Source organism: Sphingomonas sp. Leaf21, assembly GCF_916858675.1.
In the GTDB taxonomy this organism is placed as follows: Bacteria; Pseudomonadota; Alphaproteobacteria; order Sphingomonadales; family Sphingomonadaceae; genus Sphingomonas.
In genome coordinates, this window is sequence record NZ_CAKASM010000007.1 from 69,744 (window position 1) to 87,366 (window position 17,623).

The window sequence follows — 17,623 nt, forward strand, 5'->3', positions numbered from 1 at the left end:
GCCCGTATCAGGGCGCCACGACGACCTCATGCTCGCCGGATTGGACGTCCAGGCCATAAGCGGAGTGGAGCAGGTCGAGGAACCCGGCGCTGTTGCCGATCCGGAACGATCCGCCGATCCGAATATTGGCGACCGCCGGGTCGGCGATGCGGATCGGGCGGTCGGTATAGCGGTTGAAGTCCGCCACCGCATCGGCCAGCCGCTGGTTGTCGAAGACCAGGACGCCGTCGCGCCACCCGGTCATCGCGTTGACACGTGCGGGTGCCGCCATCGCCACCAGCGTGCCGTGCGATTGCGCATAGGCGATATCGCCCTGTCCGATCACCGCGGCCCGCGCGCTCTGCCCTGCGGTCGCGTCCTCGACCCGAACCCGGCCGGACAGGACCGCGACGGTGACCTTCTCCCCGTCGCGGCGGACGGTGAAGCGCGTGCCCAGCACGGTCACCGTGCGCGGCCCGGCATGGACGACAAAGGGGTGATCCGGCCGGTGCGCGATGTCGAAATAGGCCTCACCCCTGTCGAGCCAGACCTCGCGCGTGTCCCCGGCGGACGCGGTGCGGACCGACGTCGCGGTATTCAGCTCGACCCGACTGCCGTCGGGCAGCGCGATCGTCCGCTGGGCGCCTTTGGATGTCTGCACGACGCGTTGCGGAGCGGCGGGTGCCGCATCGTCCGAGGGGTAGAGTCGATAGGTGCCGACCCCGATCATCAGCGCCAGCGATGCGGCGATGGCGCCGCCCGCCCTGGTCCGGGCGGCCACCTGGCGCCAGGCCGACCAGGGTCCCCGCCGCAACGCACGCGGCCGGGTGGTCTGGAAGCCGAGTGCGCCGACCCGGTCCGCCTCCGCCCAGCCATGGCGGAGACGCCAATAGGCGGCCTTGTGCGCCATCGATTCGTCGAGCCAGCGCGCCAGTTCGGCCTCGTTTTCCGCCGTCCAGTCCTCGCTGTCCCGCCGGACGAGCCAGCGCGCGGCCGTCTCCTCGATCTGTATCGCGCGGCTCATCGGCTGCGCGCCTTGCCCAGTCGGTTGTCGGCGCCGCGCCGGATCCTGCCCGTCCCCCCCAGCATGGTATCCGCCATTGCGCGGATGCCCAGGACGAGCTGCCGCTCGATCGTGTCTACCCCCACGCCCATCCGCGCGGCGGCTTCGCGGGCGGTCAGTCCCTCGATCTTGCGCAGGCGGACGACCTCGCGGCATCGCGGGGGCAGACGATCGATACCGTCCTGCGCGCGCCGGAGCGCGTCGCGGGCGTCGAGGTGACGATCGGTCGCGGACAGGTCGACGCCCTGGTCGAGGCTTTCGAGGTCGGCGAATTGTTCGAACTGCACGATGCGTTCGAGCTTCGACCGGTTGATGAGGATGTTGCGCGCGATGGTGAAGACGAAGCCCGCCGTATTGGCGGGCAAGTCCTGCCGCCCGCCGTTCAGCGCCGCCTCGTAGATATCCTGCCTGATGTCCATGACCTGCTCGGCGGTCCGCCAGTTTCGGCGCAGATAGCGGGTCAGCGACGCTTCCAGCGGAAGCACCTCGTCGCAAAACCAGCGCTCCAACTGCGCCTCCTCTACCATTGGCGGTCCATAGCCCTTCCCTGTCAAAGCCATCCTGATCGTGATGACAATCGGCGCGGCGAAAGCCGTAACACGAAAACAAACCGAACACCGGTTGCCTGTTTTGACCTAAAATTCTGCGCTGCCACACTTTTTTGTAATTCGACGTTACGGTTTTACCGCTCCCGACTGTCGACATTACCGAGCGACGCGAAAGCGCGCCGGAAATGGGGGCAGCAGATGAGAAGAAAATTCGTGATGATCGCGCTTGGCGCAACGGCGTTGACCTCGGTCATGCCCAGCCTCGCGGCCGCGCAGGCCGCCCAGAGCGCCCGCACGACCCAGCGCTTCGATATCCGCGCCGGGGGGCTGCTGGAGGCGCTGCAGAGCTGGAGCAAGACGACCGGACGCCAGATCGTCTACCGCATGGAGGATGTCGGCGGAAAGCAGACGAGCGGTATCCGCGGCGAATATTCCTCGATGCTCGCCCTCCAGGGCTTGCTGCTCGGCACCGGCCTGAAGACTGTGACGACGGAGGACGGCGCGGTGGCCCTCCGCCCTTTGGCCAGCGACGAGATCGACACCAGCGCCACCCCTGACATCCTGGGGTCGGTTCCGGTTGAGGGCGAAATGACACCCTAAGCGTCGGCATCCTTCGGCCAGAGGTATTCGCCGGTGAGCAGGATGTGCGCCCACCCCAGCGGAGAGACGTGGGCAAGAAGATGGTCGGGCGTGTCCAGCCCTTCGCGACGCCGGGCCTCGACGGCATGGCCGAGATGCAGCGTGTTCCAGTAGACGATGATGGCGGTGAGCAGGTTGAGGCCCGCGATCCGGTAGTGCTGGCCCTCGGTGGTGCGGTCGCGGATCTCGCCCTGTCGACCGATGCGCAGCGCGTTCTTCAGCGCGTGGTGCGCCTCGCCCTTGTTGAGGCCAACCTGGGCGCGGCGCTGCATGCCGGTGTTGAGAATCCATTCGATGATGAACAGCGTACGCTCGATCCGGCCGACCTCGCGCAGGGCTGCGGCTAGGTCGTTCTGGCGCGGATAGGCGGCAAGCTTGCGCAGGATGCGGCTCGGCGCGACCTGTCCAGCGCTCATGGTGGCGGCGCAGCGGAACAAGTCGGGCCAGTTGGAGACGATCAGCGCCTCACGCGCCTTGCCGCCCACCAGCGGGCGCAGTTCGCTCGGCGTCGCGGCAGGGTCGAAAACGTACAGCCGTTTGGAGGGCAGGTCGCGGATGCGCAGCACGAGGCGATAGCCGAGCATGGCACTGATCCCGAACAGGTGGTCGGTGAACCCGCCGGTGTCGGCATATTGCTCCTCGATCCGCCGGCCCGCCTCGTTCATCGTCAGCCCGTCGAGCAGATAGGGGGCCTCGCTGACGGTCGCAGGGATGGACTGCGACGCGAATGGCGCGAAGCGGTCGTTGACGTGGGTATAGGCCTTGATGCCGGGGTCGTTGCCGTAGCGGGCGTTGACCGTGTTCATCGCCTCGCCCTGTCGCGCGGCGGGGTAGAACTGGCCATCGGCGGACGCGGTGGTGCCCATGCCCCAGACCCGCGCCATCGGCAGGTCGCCCTGCGCCGCGACCACGACGGCCAGCGCCTGGTCGATCGCCTCGCTCTCGACATGCCAGCGTGCGAGGCGGGAGAGCTGCCAATAGTCGTGGGTGTTGCACGCGTCGGCCATCTTGCGCAGACCGAGGTTCAGCCCTTCCGCGAGCAGGACGTTGAGCAGACCGATCCGGTCGCCGCACGGCACGCCGGTGCGCAGGTGCGTGAAGGCATCGGTGAAGCCGAGCGCGGCATCGACTTCGAGCAGCAGGTCCGTGATGCGGACGGGCGGCAGGCGACGGTACAGGTCGAGCACCAGCTCCTCGATCCCGTCCGGCGGGTCGGCGGTGAGGCGGTCGATGCGCAGCGCGCCGTCCTCGATACTGCCGTGCGGGATCGTGCCGTTCCGCGCGGCGCAACCGAGCCGGGTAAGGCCATCGGCAAGCCGCGCCTTGCGATCGGCCAGCCAGACCTGCGGGTCGGACGGGACCGCCAGCTTCATGGTACGGGCGACGGTTATCGGCACCAGGACATGGCGGAGGTCGCCGTAGCGGTGCGAGCGATCGAGCCAGATGTCGCCCGACCGCAGAGCGTCGCGCAGGTGGAACATTACCGCGACCTCGCGGAGACGCGCATCGTCACCACCCTTCACCCGCAACTGACGCCGCCATTTGGAATGCGGACGCAGGAAGTCGTCGGTCGCCGGCAATTCGCTCCTGGCGGCGATGGTCATCAAGGCATCAAACAGTGGCCGGGCGACCGGTGCGGCTGCAAGGTCGAGGCAGCGCAGCATACGCGGCGCATAGCGGCGGAAGCGGTGATAGCCCCGATCGACATGCGCCAGCGGATCGTCGCCCAGCGTGTCGGTCAGCGTCCTTGCCGTCGCGACGAGGCGGTCGAGCCGGTCCCATCCCGCCGCGTGCGCGACCGCATCGTCCAGCGACGCGCCGTCGCCATGCGCATCGAGCAGCGATCGGCCGAGCATGGCGAACCCGTTCAGCGTCGCAGTGACCGCACCTCTGGTTTCCGCAGCACGCGCATCGTGCAGCTGCTTCGCCTCGCGCCAGGTGCGGCCGACGATCCGGTCATGCGTCTCGATTACTGCGTCGGCGGTCGCCGCAGCCCATTCGATGACACAGACCGCAAGGATGGCGCGGCGCCGATCGGCGCTCAGATCGCGCAGGCCATCGGCGAAATAGCGTTCGCCCTGCCGGCGCAGACGGGCGACGCGATGCGGCGGGACGCCGGCGAGCAGGTCAGCGCCGAGGTTCATCGCGCGCAGGAACTCCAACCGGTCGAGCAGCCGGTTCGCCGCGGCGGAATTGCTGCCCGGCTCGATCCGGCGCAGCCAGATGAAGCGGCTGATCGCGCCCGGCAGCATCTCGGTCGTCAGCTGGTCGAGCCGAGTGCAGGCGACGCGATCGAGGCGCGTGGCGATCCGCTTCTCTATCGCGCGCTCGGCCGCGACCAGCGCGTCGGCGCACAGCCGCTCGATGGTGGTGATCGCCGGCAGGATGGTCATGGTGTCGCGGCAGCGGGCGATAAAGCGCCGCGCAAGATCGTCGTTCGAACGGGTCTGTTCGGCTTCGGCGAGCAGCCAGTCGCGGAACGCGCGTGCCGCTGCGCCCTGACCGGGGAACGTCCTGTAGCCGTAGGTCCGGCGCAGCACCTCCATGTGCTGCTGGCGGGTCTGGCGGCGAACGGCGTAGCGGACGAGCGTGTCGCCGGTGATGCCGAGTTGGGCACCGAGGAAGGCGGACACCGCGAGTGGGATCACCTCACCTGGTGCCAGCATACGGCCGGGATAGCGCAGCGCGCACAGTTGGAGCGCGAAGCCGATCCGGTTCTCGGGGCGACGTCGCCGGTCGATATGGATCAGGTCATCATCGGCGAGGATGTAGTGACGGAGCAGCGATGCCTCGTCGGTCGGCAGGTCGAGCAACGCCGACCGCTGCCGGGCGCTCAGGATATGGCGTCGCGGCATGCGGCAGTGTCCCTGTTGAACAGAAGTCTGTTTTGGACAACACTGACCCCGCGCAAATCAAGGGTTTTCGGGGCCGGTTTTCGGGAAGGTTCAATTGGGACAACGCGCCGCCATCTACGCCCGCGTCTCGACCGCCGACCAGTCGTGCGAGCGGCAGTTGCGCGATCTTGCCGGTTTTGCCGAACGTGGCGGCTATGAGGTGATCGAGGTCTTCCGCGAAACCGCCTCGGGCATGAAGGCCAACCGCTCGGCACGCGGCGAAGTGATGAAGCTGGCCCAGGCGCGCCACATCGATGCGATCCTCGTTACCGAACTCAGTCGCTGGGGACGCTCGACGCAGGACCTGCTCGACACACTCAACCGGCTGTCGGGCTGGCGGGTGTCGGTTGTCGCGATGAGCGGCATGACGTTCGAGGTCGACACGCCGCATGGGCGGATGATGGCGACGATGCTCGCCGGCATCGCGCAGTTCGAGCGCGACATGCTGAGCGAGCGGGTTCGCTCTGGACTGGCTGCCGCGCAAGCGCGGGGCCGGAAGCTCGGACGGCAGGTTGGCGACCGCCCCAAGTCCGACCGCTTGGCGCCCAAAGTGCTGGCGCTCGTCGCCGAGGGCCGCAGCTATCGCTGGATCGCCCGCGATCTCTGTCTCAGCAAGAACACCGTCGCTGCGATCGTCGGGCGGGCGCGGGTGGAAACGGCTTCAGACATATAGATAGCGGCGTGAGATTGCGGTCCCAGCGCGGCCGTCGCCCAAGGGTGGACGTCAGAAGGCCGGATGATTCAGAGGCGTCAGCTTCAGCCTTGCACGCTCTTGTGCGACGACTTCATTCACCTTGCTCCGGAAGGCGTCGGGGTGGGCTATGAGCGGCAACAAAGGTGCTGCACGCCCAATGACCCGCTCGTCAGATAGGCCGTTCAAAAAGCGGCTCGCTTCTTCGAAGTCGCCGATTAGACCTGAGGCGATGGCTGCTTCGTAACCCCACCAGCTTGGTCCCATCCGATCAGGACTGCTGCGGGCGCGTTCGACAACGAAGTCGGCGATGGTCCCAAAGGATGAGAACCGTTCCTTGATGGCCACAGCATTGGCACGAGCGGTCCTGGCGATCTCGCAAGCGGCACCCCTGAACTGATCTTCTGTTTCAAACTCCGCATGACACTTGGAGGGGACGGCCTCATTAAAGCTCATGAAGCCAGCGCCGACCCAAAGCCAATGAGCCGCATTCATCAGGGATACGCTTTTCGACCACCTGCTCGGTGTGAACTCCACCACATTGAGCCACGAACCGTGATCGGCGAACCATAGGCGAGATCGGCCCTTCTGCTGAAAACCGATCGGGGCCAGCTCGGCTTTTGCAGCAGCCGCGATGATCCTACTGTGAATGTCGCTCATGAACGCGACGCTACCCCCTACGTCGGCTTTCACCAAACTCGACAATCCCGCTTAGGGTGTCATTTCGCCCTCAGCCGGAACTGACCCCATCCTGGTCACGGGTCGGCTGAACTGGACGCTGAACACCGGCATCGAGCGTACCCAGAACGACAGTCAGCCCTTCATCGTGATGGGCCGCAAGGAGATCGAGCGGAGCGGCGCGCCGAACCTCGAGGCCTTTTTACGCAACCAGTTGAACGTCAACACCTCGCCGATCGTCGGGGACCAGACCGTCGCTGGCCTGGGCGCGGCGGATCGGCCCGTCGGGATCAGCAACATCAACCTGCGCGGCCTCGGCTCGCGCGACACGCTGATCCTGATCGACGGGCGTCGCCAGCCCGGTATCAATATCGGCAACGGCGATATCGGCCAGCCATCGATCACCGGCATCCCTATCGCGGCGGTCGAGCGGATCGAGGTTCTCGCCTCCTCGGCATCGGGCATCTATGGCAGCGGCGCCTCGGGCGGCGTCATCAACATCGTGCTGCGCCGCGACTTCAAGGGCGGCGAGCTGGCGCTCAACTACGACAACACCACCGACTTCGCGCAGGGGCGCGCGACGATCGACCTGACCGGAGGACTGCCGATCGAGGGCGGTCGGACGCGCATCTCGGTGACGGGCAACTGGACCAAGTCGGATCCGCTCCGTTACGGCGACCGAGAGGATCTGCGCCAGCGCGGGCTGACCGCGCTGCTGGCGAACAGCCCCGGCGACTTCTACGGCACCTTCGTCGCCCCGCCGCAGGGCACGATGAGCAATTTCAAGGCGACCAACGGGCGTCCGCTGGTGCTGAAAAGTGCCTATGGCGGCCAAACCCTGTCGAGCAGCTACGGCACCATCCCGGCGGGCTATGGCGGGTTGCAGGCGGCGGGGGTGGCGCCGCTGCTCGCGACGATCGGCACCTACAATCTCGACCAGCCCAACACCGCCAACGGGTCGGGCGCACGCGCGCCGCTGATCTACGGCCTCGACCAGTATAGCGGATCGCTGGCCGTGCGCCGCGAATTCAACCGCTGGCTGACCGCCTATACCGAGGTGGGGATCACCCACAGCTCGGGCGTCAACGTTTTCTCGAACACGGTCAAGACGTTCACGCTGGCCGCCAACGCGCCGAACAACCCGTTCACCAGCGCGCTCAACGTCACGCTGCCGGGCGACGCGCGCTACGATGCCGCGATCAGGAGCTCGACATCGACGCTGCGAGCCCTGGGTGGCGCGATCATCCGTTTGCCCGGCAACTGGCAGGCGGTGGCCGAACTGTCCTACTCCCGGTCCAACTACGCGTTGCAGAACACGCCCGCCGCGCCGTCGGGCACCGCCTCGGCGCTGCTTCGCGCGGGGAGCGTCGATGGCCTGCGCGATCTGTCGGCCAACCCGTTCAGCCTGCCCTATGATCCGACGCCCTATTATTCCCGGCGCCAGAACGGCCAGGCGTCGAACCTGGCCCCGTCGCTGCGCATCGCCGGTCCGCTGCCCTTCTCCTTGCCCGGCGGCAAACCGCAGATGACGGTCAATACCGAGATCAACACGCAGCGGATCGAGTCGGTCCTCGCGACGATCCTCAACCCCCTGACCCCGCTGACCAACTATACGCCGACCGCGATTCAGACGACCAAGTCCGTCTATGCGGAGATCGTCTTCCCGCTGCTCGGCGGCCAGCATCAGCTTCCGCTTTTCAAGCTGCTGGAACTGCGCGTATCGGCCCGTCACGAGGCCTTCAAGGGCAGCGGCGCCGATATCTATCCCTGCTATCAGCCCTATGTCCCGGGCCAGTACGACTATTTCGCTGGCTGCCCCGGGCAGGACGCCGTCATCGAGCGCGCGGTCAGCCGCAATGCGCACACCGATCCCAGCATCAGCATGCGCTGGCAACCGACGAACGGCGTCACGTTGCGCGGCTCCTACTCGACCGGTTACCTGCCGCCCCAGCTGAACCAGCTGGTGCGGCAGCCCAGTCCGTCGATCATCGTCACCGTGGGCGACCCGGCCCGGGGCGGCGAGCTGATCGGGGACCAGAGCCTCGGGCTCGGCATGGTCAGCGGCTTCATCGGCGGCAACCCGAACCTGAAGCCCGAGGTCTCACAGACCTGGACCGCCGGGGTGATCCTGGAGCCTCATTTCGTCGAGGGTCTGCGCTTCTCGGTCGACTGGACGCGACTTCACAAGAAGGACATTTATTTCGACCCGTCCTTCCTGACCTCATCCTTCTTCGGGGGCACCCAGGCGCAGTTCGACCAGTTCCTCAAGGAATATCCGGATCGCGTCACCCGGGGACCGGCATCCGACGGCTTCGCGGTCGGGCCGATCACCTCGCTGGACGTGTCGCTGGTCAATCTCAAGTCGCTGACGACGCAGGCTTTCGACTTCACCCTCAACTATGATTCGATGCTGTTCGGCGGAAACCTCGCGGCGGTGGGCCGGGCGACCTATACCGACACGCTGACCATCCAGCCCTTCGGGGACTCGCCCGCGGTCGATTATGCCGGTGTCGTCACGCGCGATTTCGCCGCGGCGCTCGGTGCATCGGGCTCGCTGCGCTGGCGTGGCAGCGGCTCGCTGCAATGGAGCAAGGACGCCATCAGCTTCGGCTGGCAGACGCGCTATATGAGCGGCTATTTCCTGATGACGGATCACTCGGTCGTGCCTCAGCAGGGATCGGCCAAGGTGGCAGGCCAGATGTATCATGACGTCAACCTGACCTATAAATTCCCGTTCAAGATGACGCTCCGTCTCGGGATCAACAACCTCTTCAACAAGCTTCCGCCGCTCGATGCGTCGCAGTCGCCGCTTTACTACAGCGCGTATGGCGATCCGCGACTGCGCAGCTTCTATCTCGGCGTCAGCAAGTCCTTCTGACCGATCGACGGCGCGGGCGGATGCCCGCGCCGAACTTCCCCCATGCCATGACGGGACGCACGTTCGCCCCCCGTCGTTCTAGGATAAGCCGATGACTTTGCGTATGTTCCTGCTGGCCGGTGCGGCCATGGCGCTGGCCCCCGGCCTGGCGACCGCGAAAGACCTTTCCCCGCCCCCTCCCGCCGACGGGCCCGCGAGCAGCAACGCGGCGGAACTGGCCCGGCTGGTCCACGACTTCGTGATCCCGTTCCAGACCTTCACCCTGCCCAATGGCCTCAAGGTCATCGTGCTCACCGATCGCCGGGTCCCGATGGTCTATACCAGCATCACCTACGATGTCGGCTCGACCTTCGAGCCCGCCGGGCGGAGCGGCTTCGCGCATCTGTTCGAGCATCTCATGTTCAACGGCAGCGAGAATGTGCCGGGCGATTATTTCGAGCATCTGCGCGACGCCGGGCTGATCGGGATCAATGGCGGCACCAGCTACGACTTCACCAATTATTACGAGGCGGTGCCGACCGGCAGCCTCGACCGCGTGCTGTTCATGGAAAGCGACCGGATGGGCCATCTGCTCGGTGCCGTCACGCAGGCCGTGCTCGACGAGCAACGCGGGGTGGTGCAGAACGAGAAGCGCAACGGCGACAACAATCCGGGCAGCATCCTCGGCTATAGCCGCCGCGCCGCCATCTACCCCGCATCGCATCCTTACGGTCACAGCATCATCGGGTCGATGAAGGACCTGAACGCGGCATCGCTCGCCGACGTGCATCAGTGGTTCAAGGACTATTACGGGCCCAACAACGCGACTTTGCTGCTGGCAGGCGACATCGACGTGGCGACCGCCAGGGCCAAGGCGATCCGGTATTTCGGCGACATCCCGCGCAGCCGCGAGAACGCCTTGCCGGTGTCGCCGGTGCCGGTCCTGAAAGCGCCGATTATCCAGTCGCTGACCGGCCCGGTCGCCACCGCCGCCATCGCCCGCACCTGGCCGGTGCCGGGTGCCAGCGATCCGGCCAATTTCGCCCTGGACGCCGCATCCAGCCTGATGACCGGCATCGACAGCGCGCCGCTGACCGACCAGCTCGTCCGCAAGGAGAAGCTCTTCAACTATCTCGGCGCGACCAACGCGACCTATCGCGGGGTCGGCGAGTTCACCATGTATGGCTCGGTCCGCAAGGGCGTCGATCCCGATCTCGCCGCCAGGGCGCTCGATGCGGCGATCGCCGCATTCCTGGCAAGCACGCCGTCCGCCGAAGCGCTCGAGCGGTGGAAGGCGACGCGGATCATTCCCGCGATCCGCAACAACGAACTGGTCGAGGCGCGCGGCGGGCTGCTGATGCAGGCGAACACCGTCCTGGGCTCGCCGGGTCATTATAAGGACGACCTGAACGCCTATGTGGCGCTGACCCCAGCGCAGGTGATGGCGACGGCGCGCGAATGGCTGAACCGTCCCGGCTACCGCGCGACGCTGCGCCCCGGTCCGCGCATGATCGCGCCGGGGGACGAGAGCGTCGCGGGGACCGGGACGCCCGACGCGCCCAAGGCCGCGATCGTCCCGCCGCGCCCGGCGCGATGCACTTTCCGGCGATCCAGCAGGCGAAGCTCGCAAACGGTATCCCCGTCCTCTACGTCCACCACGACACCATTCCGTTCACTTCGGCCACGCTCGCATTCGATGTCGGGGGGGTCGACGATCCCGCTGGCAAGCGCGGCGCGATCCGCTGGATGTTCCAGATGCTCGACGAAGGCGCGGGCGGCCATGACGATCACTGGTTCAAGCAGCAGTCGGAGCGTACCGGCGCACAGATCCAGGGGGGCGCGCGCAGTACCGAGGCCTCGGTCTACCTCGCGACACCCAGTGCCGGTATGGACAAGACGCTGGCCAATGTGATGCTGATGCTCACCCGCACCGACTTCCCGCAGGACCGGCTGGAGGAGCTTCGGCGCGCCGAAATGGCCCGCGTGACCTCCGCGCCGGAAAACCCCGGCGCCCTGCTCAACCAGGCCTTCACCGCGGCCGAGGCGCCGGGCACCTTGCTGGCGAAGAACGCGATGGTCCCGACCGCGGCGGACGTGGAGTCGATCACCCGTGCCGATCTCCAGACGGCGTTCACCCGCTGGGTCCGTCCGGAAAAGGCCCGGCTGGTCATCGTCTCGGATGAGCCGCTCGCGACCCTGATGCCCCGGCTCAACGCCTCGCTCGGACGCTGGACCACGGCGGATCGCGGGCCGGTGCCGACCTCGCTCGCGGTCAGGCCCGCGCTCGTGACCGGCCCGCCGCGCATCGTCCTGATCGACATGCCGGGTCAGGTGCAGGCGAGCATCATGGGCGGCCAGCTGATCGATCTGCCGACCACGGACGAGGCGCTCGCGCCGCAGATCGCCAATATCGCGCTCGGCGGTGGTTTCCTGTCGCGGATCAACATGAACCTGCGCGAGGACAAGCATTGGAGCTACGGCGCCAGCGGGCGCTTCGACGCCGACGATCTCGGGTCCAGCTATCAGGTCGAGACCCAGGTACAGCCCGACAAGGTCGGCCCGGCCATCCGCGAGATCCAGGGCGAACTGAACGCGATCCTGACCGACAAGCCGATCACGCCCAAGGAATTCGAGGAAGGCGTCGCCAACATCCTGCGCCAGGCGACGGCCAGTTACCGCATGGGTGGGCAGATACAAGGACTGGTATCGCGGCTTCAGCGCAACGGCTGGCCGATCGATTTCTATGACGGTTACAGCCAGCGTCTCCAGGCGCTGACCATCGCCGACGCACAGGCCGCGCTGCGCCGCCATCTCCAGCCTTCGCGCTGGGTATGGGCGGTGACGGGCGACGCCAAGTTGATCCGCCCGCAGCTCGAAGGGCTCGGTGTGCCCGTCGATGTCATCACGCCGACGAAGCTGCTGGGGAGCCAGTAATCGACCGACCGCCCCCGTTCCTTCCTCTATAGGGCAAGGAATGGGGGTGGAGTGGGCGACACTAAGGGTTTGATTACAAACACAGTTTATAGTTAATACTGCGCGACTTTCCCGCCTGTGAGAGGTAAGACCGCCCATTCGCTCGGGGGAGGGATGGGAATGATTCAGGACGAGGTATCCGTGGCGATGGCCACGTATAATGGCGAGCGATATATCGGCGAGCAACTACGATCCATTGCCATGCAAAGGCTTCTGCCGAGCGAACTCGTCGTCTGCGACGACCAGTCGACCGATTCGACGCTGGAGATCGTCGAGGATTTCGCCCGCACGGCCCCTTTCCCGGTCCGCGTCTATCGCAACGCCGAGCGCCTGCGATTCTCCGAAAACTTCATGAAGGCCGCTCGGCTGTGTCGCGGTCGCTATATCGCCTTCAGCGACCAGGATGACGTCTGGCATCCGCACAAGATCGAACGCTCGATCGTAGAGCTCGAGCGGACCGGGGCGCTGATGTGCACCCACCCCGTCGATCTCATCGATCAACGCGGCGAACGGGTCGGCATGACGATCAACCACTCGCGTCATCCGTTGCTTTCGGGCGATACGTTCAACCCCTGGGGCGTCTTCCTGGGCTTCACATGCACGATCGACCGGCGATTGCTGGAGATGGTCGATCCCGGCACGCGACCGAACGATCTGCTCGAATATGATCAGCGCATGGCGCATGACCGGTGGTTCTATCTGGTCGCCGGTCTGTTCGGCAGCCTTTGCTATGTCGATACGCCGCTCGCGCTATACCGGCAGCATGATGGTAACGTCTTCGGTCGAACCCGCAGCACGATGGTCCAGCGAATCGCCAAGGCGACCAGGAAATATCCGACCTATATCAGCCATCGTCAGCGCATCGCCGCGTCCATCGCCCGCATGCTGGCCGAACGCCGCGATCCCGATCCCGCACCCGGCCTGGCCGCCGCGACCAGGCGCTGGACCGAACTCGCGACCTTTTACGCCATGCGCCATGCCGCCTTTTCGCGCCCGAAGCGCCTTGCGCGATTGATGCGACTGGTTTCGGCCTATCGCCATCAGGCCTATCGCCCGGGCTGGGGTCGCGGCGGCCGAGCACTGTTCATGCAGGATGCGATCGCCGCGCTCATCGCCCGATAATGCCATACCCTCCGGATTTTCAGCAGCGCACGAGTCGAAGCGGGGTGGCGGCCTTGATCGACCGGTCCTCGCCATGGATCCGCCCGGTGCCCCGCTGCGCGCGCTTCGCTTCGTAGAGCGCCAGGTCCGCGTGGTGGGTCAGGTCGACCGGGGAGGCGATGCTGTCGTCCAGGAACGCCGCGCCCACCGTCGCCGATACGCCGCGCCGTTCCCCGCCACGATCGACGACGTGGCGCAGCGACAGCAGCAGCGACAGGATGATCTCCTCGATCCGCGCGCAGTCGCGCGGACGGGTGAGGAGCACGACGAACTCGTCCCCGCCAAGCCGCGCCGCAAAGCCGTGCGGCCCCGCCACGCGCGCCAGCCGGTCGGCCATGGTGCGCAGCACCTCGTCCCCCGCCGCATGGCCGAACGTGTCGTTGACGCCCTTGAACCCGTCCAGATCGATCAGCAACAGGCATAGCGGCTTGTGCGACTTGCGCGCCTTGCCGAAGGCTTCGCCCAGTCGCGCCTCGAAACAGGCACGGTTGGGCAGCCCGGTCAGCCCGTCGGTATCGGCGCTCTGCCGCAGCGTCTGCTCGCGCACATGGCGGTCGGTGATGTCCTGGAACACGCCGATCAGCGCGACCGGACGGCCATCGACCATCTGCGCCTCACCCATCGAACGGACGCGGCGGTGGCGACCGTCGGCGGTCCGGAAGTCGCTCTCGAAATCGAACGACTCGCCGGTGTTCGCGGCGCGCTCGACCAGCTCCCTGATCTCCGCCTGCTGGTCGTCGGGATAGAAGCGCAGCCCCTGTTCGATCGAGGGCATCTCACCCGGCGGCAGGCCATAGATGGCATAGACCTGATCCGACCAGTGGAGGCTCATATCGTCAAGCTCCAGCCGCCAGGAGCCGATCTCGGCCATGCGCTCGGCCTGGCGCAGCTGAACCTGTTGCCGCTCGAGCAGCTCGGCGTGGCGCCGCGATTCCTGCGACAGCCGTAGCGCCGTGGCGGCGCTCGAACGCGCGCTGATCAACGATGTGACCAGCGCCGCCAATTGGCGCAGCACCACGCGATCCGACTCGGCGAAGGGGCGCGGCTTGGTATCGATCACGCACAAGGTGCCGATCCCCGCCAGATCCTCCGAGTATCCGGCCGCGGGTGGACGAAGCGGAACGCCGGCGTAGAATCGGATATGCGGCGCGCCGGTTACCAGCGGATTGGTCGCGAATCGGGGGTCGAGATACGTGTCCTCGACCACCATCATGTCCTCGACATGGATGGCGTGCGAGCAGAACGCGTCACCGCGCCCCATCTCGGTCGCGTCGATCCCGCATCGCGCCTTGAACCATTGCCGGTGATCGTCGAGCAGCGACACGACGGCGATCGGTACGCCCAACAGCCGCTGCGCCAGCAGCACGATCGCGTCGAACTCCTGCTCGTGCGGCGTGTCGAGGAGCGCGAAGCTCGCCAGCTTCTCCAGCCGCTCTGCTTCACGGGCCCGGGCCATCGGGGTGGTGATATCCATCCGACGATCTTGACCTGCGACGGTTAACGCTTGGTAACAATGATGACGATCGTCTTCACCGTTTGTCGCATAATTGGTTGTATTACATCGATTTAATGCGTGGTGATCGGAAGGTATCGCGGTTGCTTCGCACACGGCTCGGCGTGCCGTAACGGCGATATCACCACCGATTCCGCAAGCGGCCCTGCCCCATTTCGAGAAACGAAGCGGCATTTCGCCTATGGAAAACCGGCACGGCTGCGCCGATTATGATCGCCATAAAGGTGAGGATGCAGGCGTGCTCCCGTGGCCGATCGGCCCGGTACGCATCGCCATTACATGGGGCCGCCACGCGCGGCCGGATGACGAGAACGGAAGCGCGAGTCGCGTTTCCGTACCGATGCCGCGTACCTTAAAAAAGTAGTTAAAGGGTCTTTAACGTATCGTGGAACGCGCTACATTAACCATACAAGCAATAAAAAATGCTGGAGAGGTTGATATGCGCATCTTTCATTACCCGAATGCCGATCGGCACCCCTACGGCGCCCATGGCATCCTGCTCGCCCTGCCGCTCGCGGCCGCGCTGTGGGCAATGATCATCGCCCTGATCTGATCGCGATTTCATGACAGAAACGGCGCGATTTCGAGGAAAATCGCGCCGTTCCGAATATGTATTCCCGCGTTCGAACGCGGCGGATCAGGACGCCTTGTAGAGCTTGATCCGATAGGCGGTCGTGTCCGTGCCCTGGGCATTCTTGTTGGGGCCGACGACGATCGACACGATGTCGCCCTGTTTCAGGTTGATCCCCTTCACATTCCCATCCCAATGCCCGGTGAAGGTGTTGGACGCGACGGTCTGGCTGTTGACCTGGATGGTCACGTCGATGCCGTCGGCCGAATTGGCATTCACATCCCAGGTCGAGACCAGGTCGAACCGCCCGGTATAGGGCGAGGTGTAGCGCAGGATCGCCTTGTACGCGTCGGGTGACCCGCCGGTGTTATAGTCGACCGGGCCGACCGTATTGGCGTTGATGTTGAACGGGCGCAGCCAGTCGATGCCGATATAGGGCATCCAGTCCGAGCTCTGAACCTCTCCACCGCCCTGGGTATAGGCCATGGTCGTGTTGCCCGAGCGCACGCCATAGGCGAAGTAGCTCCACGGCCCCTCGAAGCTCGTCGGGCTGCCATTGGGCGAATTGGTGAAGTCGAACTGGTCGTAGCTGTCCGCGACGAGCAGGCTGTCGCCCAGCGTCACGTTGCCGCCCAGCGTCAGCGCGCTGTCGCTGACGATGATCAGCGGCGACTTGGCGTCCAGCGTCGCGGGCTTGGAGATCTGCTGCCCCTGCGAATTATAATAGCGCGCCGAGGCATTGACCGTCAGGGTGCGGGGATCGCCCCAGATCACCATCGCGCTCTGCCCGAACTGATAGGCGTAGACGAAGGGATCGGTCGCGACGCGATGCCCGGCCCCGCGCGCCAGGACCTGGGTCGCCATGACCTGGAACCCCTGGCCCGGTGGCAGGATCGCACCACTGAACGAGGCGAGCGCGACATTCTTGTACCAGATGTTCGACGGACGGCCCTGCTGGCGAAGCGCGTACCAGTCGGCCTCGGCCACCCCGGCGCTGGACATCGCGGCGATCGCCTTGACCAGATAGTCGGCGGTGTCGGGGATGCTGTCGACTTCCTTGGCGAATTCGGTGACGTGGATCGGCTTGACGTTCGATCCCATCGCCGCGCGCAGCACGCCCAGTTGCTTTTCGAGCTGCTCCGGGTCGGTCGTATAGGGGTGGACGACCAGCCCATCCATATAGTCGAGCGCGCCCAGCGCGAAGAGCGGTTTGAAATAGCCGACCGGGATCGCCATGCCCGCGCCGCCCAGCACCTTCACGTCCGGATGGCTCGCCTTGACCGCCGTGTAGACCGCCTTCAGCGTCGCGAAATAATATTTCTGGCGCGCGCCATAGCCGTCGTTGAGCACCGGGCCGGTAACGAAGTTGCCCGCATTATATTCGTTGCCGATCTCGATCGTCTTGACCTTGGGGAAGCGATCGAGCGACGCGACGATGAACTTGGCATAGGCCGCGCGTCCGGCGTCGGTATAGGGCGTGTTGCCCCCGTCATAGAGCTTGTTGGTATCGTCGAACAGCAGCGTCACCGGGAAGCCGTTGTTGACCACCGTGTCGATCCAGCTGACCTTGGGCGAGCTGAACTGATAGACGCCCGCCGTCTGCTCGACCTGGCTCCACGCGATACCGTCGCGAACCGCCTGCGATCCCAGCGTCTTGGCGGTCTGCAGGATCGAGAAATCCCAGGTCTGCTGGCCGAACGCCGTCGCCGTGCCCAGGATCATCGTGTTGGGCGTCGTCGGCACCGGGGTGGGCGTCGGTGTCGGCGTGGGGGTCGGAGTCGGCGCAGGGGTGACGATCACCGCGGCCGACTCCGCATAGGGTGGCGTGGTGCTGCCACCATCGCCTCCCCCGCAGCCCGAAAGGGCCAAAACACCGATAGCCGCGAATATCGTCTGGAATTTACGCATGACAATTCCAATTGGAACCTATTGTCAGCGGTTTAGTCGTGCTTGGTTAAAAAGCGGTTGCCAGCGGCGCGCGTTGGTGGTTGGAGCCGCGCCGAGAATGCGGAAAAAGGACCGCGGTCGTTCCTTGTGGAACCCGCGTCCCCCGACG

General features: G+C 65.7%; 12 protein-coding genes. 6 read left to right on the forward strand and 6 right to left on the reverse strand.

The genetic code is table 11. The features are described from left to right. Positions 1-7: 7 nt before the first annotated feature. Complete coding sequence (locus LRP66_RS08405) at positions 8-1,003, reverse strand: FecR family protein (RefSeq protein ID WP_230482048.1); 996 nt, start codon at positions 1,001-1,003, stop codon at positions 8-10. After that, positions 1,000-1,551 (reverse strand): RNA polymerase sigma factor, encoded by a 552-nt coding sequence (locus tag LRP66_RS08410; protein ID WP_230482049.1) that lies wholly within the window; start codon positions 1,549-1,551, stop codon positions 1,000-1,002. The genes LRP66_RS08405 and LRP66_RS08410 overlap by 4 nt, the downstream gene beginning before the upstream one ends. Before the next feature lie 252 nt (positions 1,552-1,803). Between LRP66_RS08410 and LRP66_RS08415 the strand changes: the two genes are divergently transcribed. After that, positions 1,804-2,190 carry a hypothetical protein gene (locus tag LRP66_RS08415; protein ID WP_230482050.1) on the forward strand — a complete coding sequence of 129 codons (387 nt, stop codon included), beginning with the start codon at positions 1,804-1,806 and terminating at the stop codon, positions 2,188-2,190. Here LRP66_RS08415 and LRP66_RS08420 read toward each other — a convergent pair. Continuing rightward, positions 2,187-5,084 carry a Tn3 family transposase gene (locus tag LRP66_RS08420; RefSeq protein WP_230482051.1) on the reverse strand — a complete coding sequence of 966 codons (2,898 nt, stop codon included), beginning with the start codon at positions 5,082-5,084 and terminating at the stop codon, positions 2,187-2,189. The genes LRP66_RS08415 and LRP66_RS08420 overlap by 4 nt on opposite strands. A gap of 94 nt (positions 5,085-5,178) precedes the next feature. Between LRP66_RS08420 and LRP66_RS08425 the strand changes: the two genes are divergently transcribed. Then, positions 5,179-5,796, forward strand: coding sequence for a recombinase family protein (locus tag LRP66_RS08425; RefSeq protein WP_230482052.1), 618 nt, complete (start codon positions 5,179-5,181; stop codon positions 5,794-5,796). 51 nt (positions 5,797-5,847) lie between these two features. Here LRP66_RS08425 and LRP66_RS08430 read toward each other — a convergent pair whose 3' ends face one another. Continuing rightward, positions 5,848-6,474: a hypothetical protein gene (locus tag LRP66_RS08430; protein ID WP_230482053.1), complete on the reverse strand. Its 627-nt coding sequence runs from the start codon at positions 6,472-6,474 to the stop codon at positions 5,848-5,850. Positions 6,475-6,637: 163 nt separating this feature from the next. On the opposite strand from LRP66_RS08430, the gene LRP66_RS08440 reads away from it, so the two are divergent. The 4 genes from LRP66_RS08440 to LRP66_RS08455 all read left to right on the forward strand — a co-directional run bounded on the left by LRP66_RS08440 (position 6,638) and on the right by LRP66_RS08455 (position 13,444). Next, positions 6,638-9,370, forward strand: a complete 2,733-nt coding sequence (locus LRP66_RS08440) for a TonB-dependent receptor domain-containing protein (RefSeq protein ID WP_329959251.1) — start codon at positions 6,638-6,640, stop codon at positions 9,368-9,370. Positions 9,371-9,461: 91 nt separating this feature from the next. Beyond that, complete coding sequence (locus tag LRP66_RS08445; RefSeq protein WP_230482054.1) at positions 9,462-11,261, forward strand: M16 family metallopeptidase; 1,800 nt, start codon at positions 9,462-9,464, stop codon at positions 11,259-11,261. Positions 11,262-11,422: 161 nt separating this feature from the next. Continuing rightward, positions 11,423-12,283: a M16 family metallopeptidase gene (locus tag LRP66_RS08450; RefSeq protein WP_230482110.1), complete on the forward strand. Its 861-nt coding sequence runs from the start codon at positions 11,423-11,425 to the stop codon at positions 12,281-12,283. 186 nt (positions 12,284-12,469) lie between these two features. Then, the gene (locus tag LRP66_RS08455; RefSeq protein ID WP_230482111.1) at positions 12,470-13,444 is read left to right on the forward strand and encodes a glycosyltransferase; all 975 of its coding nucleotides are present in this window, start codon (positions 12,470-12,472) and stop codon (positions 13,442-13,444) included. Positions 13,445-13,463: 19 nt separating this feature from the next. Here the strand turns inward: LRP66_RS08455 and LRP66_RS08460 are convergent, their stop codons facing one another. Continuing rightward, a complete protein-coding gene (locus tag LRP66_RS08460; RefSeq protein ID WP_230482055.1) occupies positions 13,464-14,957 on the reverse strand; it encodes a sensor domain-containing diguanylate cyclase in 1,494 nt (497 codons plus the stop codon). Between the two features lie 676 nt (positions 14,958-15,633). Beyond that, on the reverse strand, positions 15,634-17,475 hold the full coding sequence (locus tag LRP66_RS08465; RefSeq protein WP_230482056.1) for a hypothetical protein: 1,842 nt from the start codon (positions 17,473-17,475) through the stop codon (positions 15,634-15,636). Positions 17,476-17,623: the final 148 nt, after the last annotated feature.

Bases quoted from the DNA above. Each gene is read 5' to 3' on its own strand.
- LRP66_RS08405 (WP_230482048.1), bottom strand. From the start codon at position 1,003: ATGAGCCGCGCGATACAGATCGAGGAGACGGCCGCGCGCTGGCTCGTC.
- LRP66_RS08420 (WP_230482051.1), bottom strand. From the start codon at position 5,084: ATGCCGCGACGCCATATCCTGAGCGCCCGGCAGCGGTCGGCGTTGCTC.
- LRP66_RS08430 (WP_230482053.1), bottom strand. From the start codon at position 6,474: ATGAGCGACATTCACAGTAGGATCATCGCGGCTGCTGCAAAAGCCGAG.
- LRP66_RS08445 (WP_230482054.1), top strand. From the start codon at position 9,462: ATGACTTTGCGTATGTTCCTGCTGGCCGGTGCGGCCATGGCGCTGGCC.
- LRP66_RS08450 (WP_230482110.1), top strand. From the start codon at position 11,423: ATGGTCCCGACCGCGGCGGACGTGGAGTCGATCACCCGTGCCGATCTC.
- LRP66_RS08455 (WP_230482111.1), top strand. From the start codon at position 12,470: ATGGCCACGTATAATGGCGAGCGATATATCGGCGAGCAACTACGATCC.
- LRP66_RS08460 (WP_230482055.1), bottom strand. From the start codon at position 14,957: ATGGATATCACCACCCCGATGGCCCGGGCCCGTGAAGCAGAGCGGCTG.
- LRP66_RS08465 (WP_230482056.1), bottom strand. From the start codon at position 17,475: ATGCGTAAATTCCAGACGATATTCGCGGCTATCGGTGTTTTGGCCCTT.